Here is a 15192-nt window from a genome sequence, read left to right as displayed (position 1 = left end):
ATTCAAAGGGTATTTTTCCGCGATATTACAGAAAGTGAAGGTCATTGCGACAGAAAAAGAGGGGCCTCGTCAATCGTTGCGCAAGGGCTGTCGCGGCGCCGCCTCACCCGCGGGCAGGGCGTCATAGGGGTCGTAGTCCGACAGCATCATGTCCACCACCTGCCGCAGCAACGCGTGGCGTCCGCGACGGGAATAGAACCCGCCGGGAATCTGCGAGGTTTCAAGAAGATAATGACGATAGACGCGATAGGCGCGACCGTCGGGCCGCTGGGGGCGTGCGAAGAAGTCGGCCAGGGGTTGCGGCGTGACGAAGTCGGGCTTGTCATAGACGGCGCGCCCAAGGGCCGCTAGCGGCAGCCCGCGCCACAGGACCTGTTGGGCGGCGGTGGAGTTCACGGTGACAGCACTGCGGGCGTCGTTCAGCAGGTGGGCCAGCTTGCCGCCCCGCACGAAATGCACGCGGTCGGTGATGCCGTGCATCCGGGCCAGACGCGCGACCTCCTCGGCCACGGGCACGCGGCCGTCCTCCAGTGGATGGGCCTTGAACACCAGATGGTGGTGGCGCGGCGCGCCGGTGGCAAAGCCTTCGGTCACCACCTCAAGAAAGTCGGTCATGGTGGAAAAGGGCGAATGCATTCGGAAACTGGCGTCATGTTCCAGTTGCAGCAGCACCAGATGGAACGGAAATCCGCCGCGCATGATCCGCCGCGTGGCCAAACGCCGTTCGATGTGGTGGACGGGCATCAGCGCCAGACGGCGCAGATAAAGGCGGAACTCCTGCGCCACGGTCAGCGTGCGGTGGGGGCGGAAATGGTCGTATCCCGTCCCCCGCCACACCTTCCAGTGATAGGCCGCGCCCCAGAACATATGCTGTTTCATGTCGCCCCAGCGGGGCGGGGCCTGCGGCATTTCCATCCCCGATGCGTGCAGCGCCTCGCGCATCTCCGGGATCGACATGTCCATCAGGCGGGAATGGCCGTTCGATCCCCCGCGTTCATAGGTGACCCAATGGGGGCGCAGATACCCTTCCTCGAACACGTGGACGGTCACCCCCACCTCACGCGCGATGGCGACGGCCTGGGCGTGGACGGGGCGGGTGTCGCCATAAAGGACAATGTCCGTAACCCCCCGTTCGGACAGCAGCGCGCGGAACGTGGCGGGCCAATCCTCCTGCGGGGCGTTGAAGGGGATGAGCGTCTCGGCAGGCCAGAAGGCCGCGTCGCCCGCGTTGAAGGCCACGCGTCCCACCTTCGCACCCGACGCCGCCACGCCTTCGCCCAGGGTTCGGAACCATGGCCCATGGGGGCCTTGCAGGAAAAGAAAATGTCGCGAGGTCTGCGGCAAGCGATTATTCCAGGGCTGTGGTTCCCCGCAGGGACTTGTCCTGTCCCTATACGAGGGGTAGGCACGACAAAAAGCAAGAGGCCAGCCATGTTCACCGGCATCATCACCGACATCGGCACCATCGCGGACCTGCGTCAGGACGGCGATCTGCGCGCCCGCATACGCACCGCCTATGACACGGCGGGCATCGACATTGGCGCCTCCATCGCCTGCGACGGGGTGTGTCTGACGGTCGTGGCGCTGGGCGGCGACTGGTTCGATGTGGACATCTCGGCCGAAACGGTGGGCGTGACGACGGTGGGCGGCTGGTCCGTCGGGGCGCCGATCAACCTGGAGCGTGCGTTGCGGGTGGGGGACGAATTGGGCGGCCACATCGTCTCCGGCCATGTGGACGGGGTGGCGACCATCACGGCCCTGCGGCGCGAGGGCGACAGCCTGCGCCTGACGTTCCGCGCGCCGGACGCGCTGGCGAAGTTCGTGGCCCCCAAGGGGTCGGTCGCGCTGAACGGCACCTCGCTGACCGTGAACGAGGTGGACGGGGCCGAATTCGGCGTGAACCTGATCCCCCACACCCAGGAGGTGACCACCTGGGGGCGGGCCGTGCAGGGGCAGCGCGTGAACCTTGAGGTGGATACGATGGCCCGCTATGTCGCGCGGCTTGGGGAATGGGCATGACCTCTGGCCTTCGGGCCGCGCGCGGGCTATGCCCCTGTGCAACATTTCGGGGCCCAGAAAGTCGAGATCGGTGATGTCGGACAAAACGGAATACAGCGACGCGATCTCCTCGGTGGCGGAGATCATCGAGGATGCCCGCAACGGACGGATGTTCATCCTGGTTGATCACGAGGATCGCGAGAACGAGGGCGATCTGGTGATCCCCGCGCAGATGTGCACGCCCGAGGCGATCAATTTCATGGCCACCCATGGGCGCGGGCTCATCTGCCTTGCGCTGCCCTCGGCCCGGATCGAGGCCTTGGGGCTGGAACTGATGTCGCCGCGCAACGGTAGCCGACACGAAACCGCCTTCACCTTGTCGATCGAGGCGGTGGACGGCGTGACGACCGGCATTTCCGCCCATGACCGCGCCCGCACGGTGGCCGTGGCAACCGATCCCGCCCGCGGGGCCGCCGACATCCGCACGCCGGGCCACGTCTTTCCCCTGCGCGCCCGCGACGGCGGCGTTCTGGTCCGCGCGGGCCATACCGAGGCGGCGGTGGATGTCGCGCGTCTGGCGGGGCTGAACGCGTCGGGCGTGATCTGCGAGATCATGAACGAGGACGGGACGATGGCCCGTCTGCCCGACCTGATCGCTTTCGGCCAGAAGCACGGGATCAAGATCGGCACCATCTCCGACCTCATCGCCTATCGTCGTCGGCACGACAATCTGGTGCGCGAACGCGATGTCCAGCCGATCCAGTCGGTTCATGGCGGCGACTGGCTGATGCGGGTGTTCACCGACGAACCCACGGGGACCGAGCATATCGTGCTGACCAAGGGCGACATCACGACGCCCGAACCGGTGCTGACGCGGATGCATGTGCTGAACCCGCTGGAGGATGTTCTTGCCACCGTGCCCGAGCGGTTGGACGAGGTGCCGCAGGCCATGCGCCTGATCGCGCAGGAGGGGCGCGGCGTGGTCGTCCTGCTGCGGGACGTGGATGCCAAGGTGCCGCCTTCGGGCAGCGGGGCGCCGCATACCTTGCGCGAATATGGGGTGGGGGCGCAGATCCTCGCCGCCCTGGGCTTGCACAATTTGACGTTGCTGACCAACTCGGCAGCCCCGAAAGTGGTCGGTCTGGACGCCTATGGGCTGACCATCACCGGCACGCGTTCCATCAGGAAGGACTGACATGGCTGGTTCCGAACAGCATCACACCCTGGCACTGCCCAGCTTCGACGCGCCGGTGCGGCTGGCGATCGTCGTGTCCCCCTATTACCGCGACATCGCGGATGCGCTGGTCGCCGGCGCGCGGGGCGTGGCCGCACAGGTCGGGGCCGAGGTCGAGGTGATCGAGATGCCCGGCGCGTTGGAAATCGCGCCCGCCATCGCGATCTGCGAACGCGGGCAGGGCTTTGACGGCTATGTCGCGCTGGGCTGCGTGATCCGGGGCGAGACGACGCATTATGATACGGTCTGCAACGATTCCAGTCGCGCGCTGACCTTGCTGGGCCTTCAGGGCACCTGCATCGGCAACGGCATTCTGACGGTGGAACATCGGGACCAGGCCGTGGTGCGGGCCGAGCCGGAGGGGCAGAACAAGGGCGGCGGCGCGGCGGCGGCGGCGCTGCACCTGATCGCGTTGCGCCGGAAGCTGGCAGCCCCGCGCGGGCAGATCGGCTTTCGCACCGACGAGCATCTGACCAAAGGCGAAGGAACGCTTCTATGACTCCGGCCGAAAAGCGCCAGATGAAATCCGCATCGCGTCTTTATGCGGTGCAGGCGCTGTATCAGATGGAAGCGGCGGGCCAGACGGTGGAGGCTGTGGTGAAGGAGTTCACCACCCACCGGTTCGGCGCGGTCTACGACGATGTGGAGATGGTGGAGGGCGAGCCTGAGCATTTCCGCCGTCTGGTGTCCGAGGCGGTGAACCGGCAGGCGCGGATCGACCAGACGACCGACCGCGCCCTTGTGGCAAAATGGCCGATCGCGCGGATCGACCCGGTGCTTCGCGCCCTGTTCCGCGCGGCGGGATCGGAGCTTGTCCAGAACGACACGCCCCCGAAGGTGGTGATCAGCGAATTCGTGGACGTGGCGAAGGCTTTTTTCCCTGAGGGAAAGGAGGCGAAGTTCGTCAACGCGGTGCTGGATCACATGGCCCGAGAGATCGCTCCCGACCGTTTCTGATGAAAAATCCCGCTTCGGCGGGATTTTTTGTGGCGTTGGCGCAACAGTCAGGCTGGAGGATGGGGGCAAATTTGACAACCTTGACCTGCAATGTTGACCGTCACGGCAGATCACCCGAACGTTATCCCCCCATTCTTCCTCCTAAGTCGTTTACAGTAAACACATTTTGACGATCGTGTGACAGTGTCAACTGTCAAGGGGCGGTGACGGGCAGATCTTAAAAAAAACTTGCCGTGAATCGGGTTCTCGACCTTTCCGTATGCGTCGCTACTTTTCTGTCAGGCACGAGAGACGAGCCTCAGCCGTGACCTTCAAGGTCAGCAGTTGAAAGGACAGGAAATGAGCAAGACTTATAAAATCGCAGGCGTTTCGGCGTTGGCCCTTATGCTTGGCGCGGCCGCTCCGGCTTTGGCACAATCCGCACAGGACAGCATCGTCAACCCGAACGCGATCGACGACCAGATCGACCAGCAGCGTTTCAACGTGGAACAGCAGTTCGACCGCGCGAACGACTCCTACCGTTTCGGATCGCCGAACTACCGTGAAGGCCTGTCGGGCAGCGCCTCGCTCGGCTATGCCGGCGCGACCGGCAACGACGAAAGCCAGAACCTGAACATCGGCGCGCGTCTGACGCACAAAGCCGGTCCGTTCTCGCAGAACCTGTCGTTCCTGATGCGCTTCGAGGAAGACGACAACGAGTCGACCGTGAAAAAAGTCTATGGCGTCTATGACGGCCTCTATGACTTCACGCCGCGCTTCTACGGCTTCGTGATGGGCCGTGTCATCACCGACGGTCTGGCCGACGAAGTCACCGACGAAGATCTGCCGCGTGGCGTTCTGGAATCGGACCTGACCCAAGGCGAGCGTGATGCGATCATCGCGCGCAAAATCGAACAGGATGCCTTCATCGGTATCGGTCCGGGCTACCGCATCTTCGACCAGCCGGATCTGGCATGGCGTTTGCAGGCCGGTGTCGGCCAGTCCTACCTGAAGTTCGGCGACGGCCGCAGCGAGTCGGAAGTCGGCTACGTCCTGTCCTCGCGCTTCTACTGGGGCATCAATGAGAACGTGTTCGTGACCATGGACACCGATGCGCTGAACTCCGACGAAGCCCTGCGCGTGAACAACGACCTCGGCGTGAACTTCCGCATCACGGACGCTTTCTCGACCCGCGTCAGCTACCTCTCGGACTACAACGAGAGCCGTGCGATCCGTACCGACAACACGCTGGGCGTGTCGCTGGTTTACGGGTTCTAAGAAAACCCGGTTACGACCGACTGGGGGGTGGCGTTCGCGCCGCCCCTTTTTCATTTGGCGATGTGGGAAAGGTGACGGGCCCGCAGCGGCCGTGGTGGTTGGGATTTCCGCGAGCCTGACATTATCAGGTGGGCGCCGGATACCATGACCAGGATCATGGCAGAGCCAACTCCCTCGGAAGTGCTTATCGGCCACTGGAAAAAGGCCACGCACGCGAAGAGCAGAACCCGTCCCCCATCAGATAGGCAAGGGGACGGGCCGACGCAAGCCTCAGTCCTCGTAGACTTCGGGAATGGCGCGCGGGGCCTTGTCCAGCCATTCGGGAACCGGCAGGCCCTTGCCCTTCAGAAAGTCGGGGTTGAACAGCTTGGATTGATATCGGTTGCCGTAATCGCACAGGATCGTCACGATCCGGTGGCCCGGCCCCAGATCGCGGGCCAGGCGCATCGCACCCGCGATGTTGATGCCCGAGGATCCGCCGACGCACAGCCCCTCCTCCTCCAGCAAGTCAAACACGATCGGCAGCGCTTCGGCGTCGGAGATGCGATAGCTGAAGTCGGGGGTGAATCCTTCAAGGTTCGCGGTGATCCGCCCTTGGCCGATCCCTTCGGTGATCGACGTGCCGGGGGAGGCGAAGTCGCCCGTGGTATAGAAGGAATGAAGCGCCGCCCCCTCGGGGTCTGCCAGCGCGATCTTCACCCCTTTGGGCTGAAGCGCCATGGCCACGCCGGCCAACGTCCCGCCCGATCCGACGGCGGCGACGAACCCGTCCACCTTGCCGTCGGTCTGCTTCCATATTTCCGGGCCGGTCGTTTCAACATGCGCCTGACGGTTGGCGATGTTGTCGAACTGGTTGGCCCAGATCGCCCCGTTGGGCTCGGTCTTCGCCAGTTGCTCCGCCAAACGCTGGGAGTAGCGGACATAGTTGTTGGGGTTCTTGTAGGGGGCTGCGGGAACCTGCACCAGTTCGGCGCCGGCCAGCCGCAGCATGTCCTTCTTCTCTTGGCTTTGCGTCTCGGGGATCACGATCACCGTGCGAAAGCCCATCGACGCCCCCACCAGGGCGAGGCCGATGCCGGTATTGCCCGCCGTTCCCTCGACAATGGTGCCGCCGGGCCGCAACGCGCCGCGGGCCACCGCATCGCGAATGATGAACAGCGCCGCGCGGTCCTTGACCGACTGGCCGGGGTTCAGGAACTCGCACTTGCCAAGGATCTCGCAGCCCGTTTCCTCCGACGCGCGGCGCAGGCGGATGAGGGGGGTATTGCCGATGGCGTCGGCAAGATCGGTGCGGGTGTCCATGCAAACTCTCCTGTTCTTGGGGAAAGGGTAGGGGTGCGACCTTGCGAACTCAAGCGGCCGCCTTGAATCCGGGCCGGGCGCGGGCGAAATAGGGAAGATTGTCCACGAATGGAGGTTCGGATGAGACTGCATGCCATTACACCCGTCCGACCATGAAACGCGGACTGCTTCTTCTGGCGCTTGCCGCCGGTCCCGCCTGGGCCGAAGGGGACGCGGATCATGGCGCGCGCGTGATCCGCAACTGTTATGCCTGTCATTCGATCGAACCGGGTGTGGACAAGGCGGGTCCGAGCCTGCACGGCGTTGTCGGCCGAGGCGTGGGGTCGGAGCCGCGCTATTCCTATTCCGCCGCCATGCGCGCCCTTGGGGCCGAGGGTGCGGTCTGGGATGAGGAGCGGCTGCGCGACTTCCTGCTGGCCCCGCGTCAGGCGGTGCCGGGCACCAAGATGCTGAACTCCGGCCTGCGCAACCCCGACGACATCGACGATCTGATCGCCTTCCTGCGTGAAAGGGCATCCGAATGACCTACCGCCGTATCATCTTCGATCTGGACGGCACACTGATCGACACCTTGCCGGAAATTCACGACGCGGCGAGCGCGCTTCTGCGCGACAACGGCTTGCCGCCGCTGGCCCCCTCCATCGTGCGGGGGTTCATCGGGCATGGGGTGGAGGCGCTGGTGCACCGGATTGCCGATCATGTCGGCGGGCCGGACGACCGCACACCGTGGATCGAAGGGTTCGGGGCCCATTACGCCAAGGTGAACGGGCAGCTGGCAAAGCCGTTCGGCGGGGTGGTGCAGATGCTGGCCGACCTGTCGGCCACGGCCGCCATGGCCGTCTGCACCAACAAGCCCGAAGCCTTGGCGCGCGAGGTGCTGGAGGCGATGAACCTGGGCCCGTTCCAAACCATCGTCGGCGGGGACAGCCTTGGCGTGCGCAAGCCCGATCCCGCACCGCTGCGGCTGGCGGCAAGCCGGTTGGGCGAGGGGCCGGTGCTCTATGTCGGCGACAGCGAGGTGGATGCCGAGACGGCCGAGGCGGCGGGGATCGACTTTGCTCTGTTCACGGGCGGCTATCGCAAAAAAGCGGCGGAGGATCTCCCCCACCGCTTCGTGTTCGACGATTTCGCGGATCTGACCCGTCTGATCGGGGCTTAGCGGCGGCGGTCGCGCCGCGCGCTCATCGGTTGGAAGGCCACGCCGACATGCGCCTCGCAATAGGGTTTGCCGGCGGTGGAGGGGAGGCCGCAGAACCAGAACTCCTCGGTCGCGGGGTCGCCGATCGGCCATTTGCAGGTGCGCTCGGTCAGATCCATCAGCGTCAGCTTGCGGGCGCGCTTCTCCACCTCCCGGACCGAGGCCAGCGCTTCGGGGCTGATTTCGTTCGCGGAGGGTTGCGGGGGCAGGGGCTGGCCTGCGGGCACGATGGGCTTGCGCAGCGGGACGGGGGCGGAGGGCGCGGCCGCCGCGGGGCGAGGCGCGGGCTCTGGCTCTTTCGGGGCGGGGGCTTCGGCCACGGGTTCGGGTTTCGCGGGTTCGGGGGCCACGGCCACCTCATCCTCGGCCGCGCGGTTCGACAGGCCAAGGCGATGCACCTTGCCGATCACCGCGTTGCGGGTCACGCCGCCCAGAACCTTGGCGATCTGGCTGGCCGACTGGCCCTCGGTCCACATCCGCTTCAGGGTTTCTACGCGTTCATCGGTCCAGGACATGCTCGGGTCTTCCGCTGAGGTGAATTGCGCCCCAAGGGGCGGCGCAGGGCCATCATACCCGTGCGAGGCGTTCAGATACAAGCCGCCGCCCTGTTTTTCAAGACACCCGTGCGGAATGTCTTGTCAAACCGCCGCGCAACGCTTACGCCGACAGGATGATCGCACGGGTTTTCCATATCGCACGCCCCCGACGTCGCACCTGACGTCCGATCCCGCCTGCGCGGGCGGTTTTTTCGCGCACATCCCCGCATTTCCTGACTTCGTATTGACTCGGCATCGGGCCTTTGGCACCCCTGTTCGCGTCGTTTCCAAGGATAATCAAGATGATCCCTCACGTCCTTCCGACCTATAACCGCGCCCCCATCGCCTTCGCCTCGGGCCAAGGCAGCTGGCTGATTGCGGAGGACGGGCAGCGATATCTGGACCTTGGCGCAGGCATCGCGGTGAACGCCCTTGGCCACGCCGCGCCGGAACTGGTGGAGGTTCTGACCGCGCAGGCGCACAAGCTGTGGCACGTCTCCAACCTCTATCGCATCCCCGAGCAGGAGGCGCTGGCCGACGCGCTGGTGGAGGCGACGTTTGCCGACACGGTGTTCTTCACCAATTCGGGGACCGAGGCGGCGGAACTGGCCGTCAAGATGGCGCGGCGTTACTGGTATGACAAAGGCCAGCCGGATCGGGTCGGCATCGTCGCGTTCGAAGGGGCGTTTCACGGACGGTCCTCGGCGGCCATCGCGGCCTCGGGGGCAGAGAAGATGGTGAAGGGCTTCGGGCCGCTTCTGCCGGGATTCACCCAGATCCCGTTCGAGGATGAGAGCGCGCTGGACACGATTACCCAAGACACCGCCGCCGTGATGATCGAGCCTGCCCAAGGCGAGGGCGGCATCCGCGTGGCGTCTGACGCGTTCCTGAAGGCCCTGCGCGCGAAATGCGATGCCACCGGCGCGCTGTTGATCTTTGACGAGGTGCAGTGCGGCATGGGCCGGACGGGACGCCTGTTCGCCCATGAATGGTCGGGGGTTACGCCGGACATCATGATGGTGGCCAAGGGCATCGGGGGCGGCTTCCCCCTGGGCGCGGTCTTGGCGACGGAGGCGGCGGCGGCCCCGATGGTGGCGGGCACGCACGGCTCCACCTATGGCGGGAACCCGCTGGGCTGTGCCGTGGGCGGCGCGGTGATGCGTATCGTGTCCGAACCCGCGTTTCTGGCCGAGGTGTCGCGCAAGGCCGCCCTGTTCCGTCAGGGGCTTGAGGGGCTTGTCGCCTCCCATCCCGACGTGTTCGAGGCGGTGCGGGGGCAGGGCCTGCTTTTGGGGCTGAAATGCCGTGCGCCGAACACGGATGTCGTGAAGGCAGGCTATGATCAGCATCTGCTGACGGTGGCGGCGGCGGACAACGTGCTGCGTCTTCTGCCCGCGTTGAACATTCCGGACGAGGATATTGCCGAGGCGCTGGCGCGGCTGGACCGTGCGGCCACGGCGTTGGAGGCTGCGGCGTGAGGCATTTTCTGGATATCCACACCACTGCCGCCCCCGATCTGCGGGGCATGATCGACAGCGCCATCGCGATGAAGGTGGCCCGCAAGGACCGCCCGCGCGGGACGCCGGACGACGATCAGCCTCTGGCCGGCCGGATGGTCGCCCTGATCTTCGAAAAACCGTCCACCCGCACGCGTGTGTCGTTCGACGTGGGTGTGCGGCAGTTGGGCGGGCAGACGATGGTCCTGTCGGGCCGCGAAATGCAGCTGGGCCATGGTGAGACGATTGCCGACACGGCCCGCGTCCTGTCGCGCTATGTCGATCTGATCATGATCCGCACGTTCGAAGAGGCGACGCTGCAGGAGATGGCGGAATACGCGACGGTGCCGGTGATCAACGGCCTGACCAACCGCACGCATCCCTGCCAGATCATGGCCGATGTCATGACCTATGAGGAGCATCGCGGCCCCATCGCGGGCAAGAAGGTGGTCTGGGCGGGCGACGGCAACAACGTCTGCGCCAGCCTGATCCAGGCGGCGGTGCAGTTCGGGTTCGATTTCACCTTCACCGGCCCCTCGACCCTGGATCCGGAGGCGGAGTGGCAGAAGCTTGCGCGCGAATCCGGCATCGGCTTTGCTATCGAGCGCGATCCGGCCAAGGCGGTGGAGGGCGCGGACCTGATCGTCACCGACACCTGGGTGTCGATGCACGACCCGGAATCGGCGAAGGAGCGGCGGCACAACCAGCTTCGCCCCTATCAGGTGAACGAGGCGCTGATGGCGCGGGCCAATCCCGATGCGCTGTTCATGCATTGCCTGCCCGCCCACCGCAACGACGAGGCGACAAGCGGCGTCATGGACGGCCCGGCTTCCGTCATCTTCGACGAGGCCGAGAACCGTCTGCACGCGCAGAAGGCCGTCATGCGCTGGTGCCTGGGCGTTTAAGTCCCGCGCGGTTTGGCCCGCAGGGTCGGCGCGGCCTCGGTCGGGTCTTCGGGCCACGGATGGCGCGGGTATTGCCCGCGCATGTCCTTGCGCACATCGGCATAGGTGTTGGCCCAGAACCCCGGCAGGTCCATCGTCACCTGAACGGGCCGCCTGGCCGGGGACAGCAACGTGACCCGCAACGGGCGGGAGGCGACTGTCGGATGGGCGGTCAGGCCGAACATCTCTTGCAGCCGCACCTCGATGGCGGGGGCTTCGCCGTCATAGTCGATGGGGATGCGATTGCCCAAGGGCGAGGTGAAATGCGACGGGGTGCGGGTGTCCAATACCTGCATTACGTCCCATCCGAGATGGGCGCGCAGCGGCTCGGTCAGGTCCATGGCGCGAAGGTCGGCCTCGGTCCGCGCCTTCAGCCAGGGCAGCAGCCAGTCGGGATCGGCCAGAAGTGCGTCGTCCGACACGTCGGGCATCTCCGCGCCCTCGGCGGCGCAGAGGCGCACCCGCGCACGCAGGCGGGCGGCGGGCGCCGTCCATGGCAGGCCGATCTGGCGCAATCCGTCGAACGCGGCGCGCGCCACGGCGTCGGAGGGCGCGTCCCAATGGCGGTCGTCCAGCACCAGCGCGCCCAGCACCTCCTGCCGGCGGGCCACGACGCGGCCCTCGCGCCGGGACCATTCGCACACCTCGCGCCAGACGGGCGTGAAGATCCCGCGCAGTTCGGCGTCCGAGATGGGGGTGGCCTGACGCACCTTCGCCTCGCGCGGGTTGCCGTCCAGGTCGGTGGCGACGATCAGGCGCTGGCCGGACAGGGGCTGGCCCGCCTCCATCACCGCGCCCTTGCCGCCGGACAGCACCCATCGCGGGGCCTCCCCCTTGCGCCGAAGGCCGATGCGGTCGGGATAGGCGAGCGCGGCCATCTGGCCAAGCGTATGGTCGCCGTTTCCTGCCATGCGGGACAGCCGCTTCGCCTCATCCCGTATGCGCTGGAGGGTGGGGCGGTGCGCCCCGGCAAAGCGGGACGGGTCGCGGAGCGCGGCCATGCGTTGCGCCAGATCGGGCGGGGCGCCGCGCAGGGGATCGCGTTCGGCCAGCAGGGCGGCAAGCTGGGGGGCCGGACCGCCTGAAAGCGCCAGCATATGCCCCAGACGCGGGTGAAGCGGCATCCGCGCCAGCTTGCGCCCGTGATCGGTGATCCGCCCCCGGTCCAGCGCGCCGAGGTCGGCCAGAAGTGCGCGCGCCTCGGTCATGGCGGCTGTGTTCGGTGGGGTCAGGAAGGGCAGATCGTCGCTGCCCCAGACCGCCAGTTCCAAGGCCAGTCCCGTCAGGTCCGCCACCTCGATCTCTGCCGGGGCGAAGGCGGGAAGGGCGCCGTCCTCGCCCTTTGTCCACAGGCGGAAGCACAGGCCCGGTGCCGTTCGCCCCGCGCGTCCGCGACGCTGCTCGGCCTCGGCCCGGCTGACGCGTTCGGTCACCAGCCGCGCCATGCCGGAGCCGGGGTCGAACCGCGCCCGACGCGCACGCCCCGCATCCACCACAACGCGGATGCCCGGAATGGTCAACGAGGTTTCGGCGATGGAGGTCGCAAGGATGATCCGCCGCTGCGGGGAGGGAGCGAGGGCGGCGCGTTGCGCCTCGAACGGCATTGCGCCGAACAGGGGACGCACATCGCCGTCGAGCATCCCCGCCACGCGGCGAATTTCGCCCTCACCCGGCAGGAAGGCCAGCAGGTCGCCCGCGGAGTCCGTCAGGGCGTGGCGGATGAGGGCGGCGGTCGCCTCCTCCAGCCGCCCTTCGAACGGGCGGGGCAGCCAGCGCGTTTCCACGGGAAAGGAGCGCCCTTCGGACGTCACCACCGGCGCATCGCCCATCAGGGCTGCCACGGGGGCCGCGTCCAGCGTGGCCGACATCACCAGCAGCACCAGATCGTCCCGCAGGGCGGCGCGGCATTCCAGCGCCATCGCCAAACCAAGATCCGCATTGAGCGAGCGTTCGTGGAATTCGTCGAAGATCAGCGCCCCGATCCCGTCCAGCGACGGATCGTCCTGCAGGATGCGGGTCAGGATGCCTTCGGTCACCACGTCGATCCGCGTGGCGGGGCCGGTCTTCGATTCGCCCCGGATGCGGTAGCCGACAGTGCGGCCGACCTTTTCGCCCAGCTCCTCCGCCAGCCGTTCGGCGGCGGCGCGGGCGGCCAGGCGGCGGGGTTCCAGCATCAGGATGCGCCCCGATTGCCCGGAATCCAGCAGCGCGAGCGGGACGCGGGTGGTCTTGCCTGCGCCGGGCGGGGCCTGAAGCACGGCCATGCTGCGTCTGGAGATCGCATCCAGAAGATCGGGGATGGCGTCGTCTATGGGAAGGGGGGCGCGCATGAAGCCTTATCGCGCGCCGCCCCCGTGGGTTCAATGGCTGGTGACGTTCAGGGGATAGACGGTCGCCGAATGCACCCGCTCCATCACGAAGCGGGCGGTCATGCGCTGGACCGGAATGTCATCGGTCAGCGCGCGATAGAACCGGTCATAGGCGGCGGTGTCGGGCAGGACGACGCGCAGTAGATAGTCGGGGTCGCCCGCCATGCGGTTCACCTCCATCACCTGCGGAAACAGGGTGAGCGCCTGAAGGAAGCGTTCGTGCCATTCGGGCGTATGCGCCGCCGCGATAATTTCCACGAAGGCGGTCAGGGCAAGGCCGATCTGCGCCTCGTCCACAAGTGCGACGCGGCCGCGAATCACGCCCTGCGCCTGAAGTTTCTGCACGCGGTTCCAGCAGGGCGTCTGCGACAGGCCGACGCGGTGGGCCAGACGGGCAATGGGCACCGTCGCATCGCGCATCAGTTCCGACAGGATTTTGCGGTCGATCAGGTCCAAGGATTGCATATGTGCCTCCGCTTTCTTCGACGGATGATGGCAGAAATAAACTAAATGTCTATAATGTTCGTCGTGTATGACGATGTTGCTGCGGGAATGCCGCTGCGATATGGTTCGACCCATGATCTCCCAACGCGCAAAATATGCCTTCAAGGCACTGGTAACATTGGCCGATGCGGCCCAGACCGATCAGCCCGCCCTGACGATCGAAGAGATCGCCCGTCGTTCCGGCACGCCGAAGCGGTTTCTGGAGCACATCCTTCTGGACCTGCGCAACACCGGCTTGATCCGCAGCCGTCGGGGTCGGTCGGGGGGCTATATGCTGATCAAGGACCCGAAGGACGTGTCGATCGGGGAATTGCTGCGCCAGGTGGATGGGCCGATCGCGCCGCTGCCGTGCCTGTCGCGCACCGCCTATCACCGCTGCGACGATTGCGAGGATGAGGAGACCTGCCGCATCCGCAAGACATTCGGGCAGGTGTTCTACTCCTATCTGTTGTTGATCGAATCACTGACGCTGGCCGACCTGCGGGGCGATGAACGTGTGATGGATCATCTGCCGACCCGGCTGGCCGGAGAATAAACACCACCTGCGCGTGCGAATGATCGGAAAATCATTCCCGTTGTAAAACACGACGAGATATGTCGTTATTAACGTGTTAACCGATTTGGGTTACACGGGTCGCAGCAGGAGGTTCACCGATGATTGTCCAGACATTGAAGCAGGTCGGCTTGGCATTCCTTGGGTCCGCACGTTCCGGGTCCAGCGCAACCGCCAGTCCGTTTTTCGAAGTCATGCTGATCAGTGGCGGGACGGGCGCGTGCCCCATCGGCGCCGTGCCGCTGACCATCACCACCACCCGCCCGATGGAGGTGGCGGGCGAACTGATGCGCGATCGCGATCCGCGTTATTGGGATGTCGAGATCCGTCCGGTGGACGGTCGCCGTCACTGATCGTGATGCGGGGCCTTGCCCGAAGGGGCGAGGTAGGGGCGGGTGACGTCGCGCAGGGTCGCGTCCACCGCTTCCATCCGCAAGGAAATGGCCCCATCCCCGGCGAGGGTGATGGTCATCTCCCCCGCAGCGTCGGCCCCCTCCGCCCAGTCGATTGACAGGATGGACAGGACCGTATCCTTTTCGGCCCGGTCCACACCCTGACTGCGGGCCGAGAGGACGCCACCGAACACAAGGACGGCGCGGACCCGCTCCACCCCGCGGCCGGACTGTTCCGCAGCAGACCTGTCCTCCCAGCGAAAGCGGTTCAGCAGCAGGGCGAATTGCCGCTTGGACGGCATCCAGCGAATGTCGGCCCCGGTCAGCACCGCATCCTGCACCAGCGATGACAGGATGCGCAGGTCCTCGGCATCTTCGGCCCCAAGATAGAGGGGCTTTTCAACGCCGTCTTCAAACCGTGCATCCGCCATTGTCATCTCCGTTGCCGATGC

Annotated in this window: 17 protein-coding genes; 11 read left to right on the top strand and 6 right to left on the bottom strand. The window is 66.0% G+C overall.

The genetic code is table 11. The annotated features are described in order from the left end of the window. Positions 1-69 precede the first annotated feature (69 nt). Positions 70-1344 (bottom strand): capsule biosynthesis protein, encoded by a 1275-nt coding sequence (locus MU449_RS08690; RefSeq protein WP_244737626.1) that lies wholly within the window; start codon positions 1342-1344, stop codon positions 70-72. A gap of 87 nt (positions 1345-1431) precedes the next feature. Between MU449_RS08690 and MU449_RS08685 the strand changes: the two genes are divergently transcribed. From MU449_RS08685 to MU449_RS08665, 5 genes are all read left to right on the top strand, one after another. After that, positions 1432-2019 (top strand): riboflavin synthase, encoded by a 588-nt coding sequence (locus MU449_RS08685; RefSeq protein ID WP_244737625.1) that lies wholly within the window; start codon positions 1432-1434, stop codon positions 2017-2019. Positions 2020-2092: 73 nt separating this feature from the next. Then, entirely contained in the window at positions 2093-3193 is a 1101-nt protein-coding gene (gene ribB / locus MU449_RS08680) for a 3,4-dihydroxy-2-butanone-4-phosphate synthase (RefSeq protein WP_280517647.1), read from the top strand. 1 nt (position 3194) lies between these two features. Beyond that, the gene (locus MU449_RS08675; protein WP_244737623.1) at positions 3195-3731 is read left to right on the top strand and encodes a 6,7-dimethyl-8-ribityllumazine synthase; all 537 of its coding nucleotides are present in this window, start codon (positions 3195-3197) and stop codon (positions 3729-3731) included. Beyond that, a complete protein-coding gene (nusB, locus tag MU449_RS08670; protein ID WP_244737622.1) occupies positions 3728-4189 on the top strand; it encodes a transcription antitermination factor NusB in 462 nt (153 codons plus the stop codon). The genes MU449_RS08675 and nusB overlap by 4 nt, the downstream gene beginning before the upstream one ends. A gap of 339 nt (positions 4190-4528) precedes the next feature. Next, positions 4529-5446 (top strand): DUF481 domain-containing protein, encoded by a 918-nt coding sequence (locus MU449_RS08665; RefSeq protein ID WP_244737621.1) that lies wholly within the window; start codon positions 4529-4531, stop codon positions 5444-5446. A 270-nt stretch (positions 5447-5716) separates the two neighbouring features. On the opposite strand, the gene MU449_RS08660 is transcribed toward MU449_RS08665, so the two are convergent. Then, on the bottom strand, positions 5717-6748 hold the full coding sequence (locus tag MU449_RS08660; protein WP_244737620.1) for a cysteine synthase A: 1032 nt from the start codon (positions 6746-6748) through the stop codon (positions 5717-5719). Between the two features lie 152 nt (positions 6749-6900). On the opposite strand from MU449_RS08660, the gene MU449_RS08655 reads away from it, so the two are divergent. Both MU449_RS08655 and gph read left to right on the top strand, forming a co-directional pair. Further along, complete coding sequence (locus MU449_RS08655) at positions 6901-7272, top strand: c-type cytochrome (RefSeq protein WP_244737619.1); 372 nt, start codon at positions 6901-6903, stop codon at positions 7270-7272. Beyond that, on the top strand, positions 7269-7907 hold the full coding sequence (gene gph / locus MU449_RS08650) for a phosphoglycolate phosphatase (RefSeq protein ID WP_244737618.1): 639 nt from the start codon (positions 7269-7271) through the stop codon (positions 7905-7907). Before MU449_RS08655 ends, gph begins: the two co-directional genes overlap by 4 nt. Here the strand turns inward: gph and MU449_RS08645 are convergent. Further along, positions 7904-8461: a GcrA family cell cycle regulator gene (locus MU449_RS08645; RefSeq protein WP_244737617.1), complete on the bottom strand. Its 558-nt coding sequence runs from the start codon at positions 8459-8461 to the stop codon at positions 7904-7906. The genes gph and MU449_RS08645 overlap by 4 nt on opposite strands. 323 nt (positions 8462-8784) lie before the next feature. Between MU449_RS08645 and MU449_RS08640 the strand changes: the two genes are divergently transcribed. Continuing rightward, positions 8785-9960 (top strand): aspartate aminotransferase family protein, encoded by a 1176-nt coding sequence (locus tag MU449_RS08640; RefSeq protein WP_244737616.1) that lies wholly within the window; start codon positions 8785-8787, stop codon positions 9958-9960. After that, positions 9957-10883 (top strand): ornithine carbamoyltransferase, encoded by a 927-nt coding sequence (argF, locus tag MU449_RS08635; protein ID WP_244737615.1) that lies wholly within the window; start codon positions 9957-9959, stop codon positions 10881-10883. The genes MU449_RS08640 and argF overlap by 4 nt, the downstream gene beginning before the upstream one ends. On the opposite strand, the gene hrpB is transcribed toward argF, so the two are convergent. Both hrpB and MU449_RS08625 read right to left on the bottom strand, forming a co-directional pair. Continuing rightward, on the bottom strand, positions 10880-13252 hold the full coding sequence (hrpB, locus tag MU449_RS08630; protein ID WP_244737614.1) for an ATP-dependent helicase HrpB: 2373 nt from the start codon (positions 13250-13252) through the stop codon (positions 10880-10882). The two genes, argF and hrpB, sit on opposite strands and share 4 nt — an antisense overlap. Before the next feature lie 30 nt (positions 13253-13282). Next, a complete protein-coding gene (locus MU449_RS08625) occupies positions 13283-13756 on the bottom strand; it encodes an Lrp/AsnC family transcriptional regulator (protein WP_244737613.1) in 474 nt (157 codons plus the stop codon). Between the two features lie 112 nt (positions 13757-13868). Here MU449_RS08625 and MU449_RS08620 point away from each other — a divergent pair, with 112 nt between their 5' ends. Together MU449_RS08620 and MU449_RS08615 are read left to right on the top strand one after the other, a co-directional pair. Continuing rightward, positions 13869-14330, top strand: coding sequence for an RrF2 family transcriptional regulator (locus tag MU449_RS08620; protein ID WP_244737612.1), 462 nt, complete (start codon positions 13869-13871; stop codon positions 14328-14330). Between the two features lie 119 nt (positions 14331-14449). Next, complete coding sequence (locus MU449_RS08615; protein ID WP_244737611.1) at positions 14450-14701, top strand: hypothetical protein; 252 nt, start codon at positions 14450-14452, stop codon at positions 14699-14701. Here the strand turns inward: MU449_RS08615 and MU449_RS08610 are convergent. Further along, on the bottom strand, positions 14695-15171 hold the full coding sequence (locus MU449_RS08610; RefSeq protein ID WP_244737610.1) for a DUF2948 family protein: 477 nt from the start codon (positions 15169-15171) through the stop codon (positions 14695-14697). The genes MU449_RS08615 and MU449_RS08610 overlap by 7 nt on opposite strands. Positions 15172-15192: the final 21 nt, after the last annotated feature.

Origin of the sequence: Falsirhodobacter halotolerans (assembly GCF_022899245.1) — a bacterium.
GTDB lineage: Bacteria > Pseudomonadota > Alphaproteobacteria > Rhodobacterales > Rhodobacteraceae > Falsirhodobacter > Falsirhodobacter halotolerans.
The sequence above is the reverse complement of the archived record's forward strand: the minus strand, read 5'-3'. Positions and strand labels throughout refer to the sequence as shown.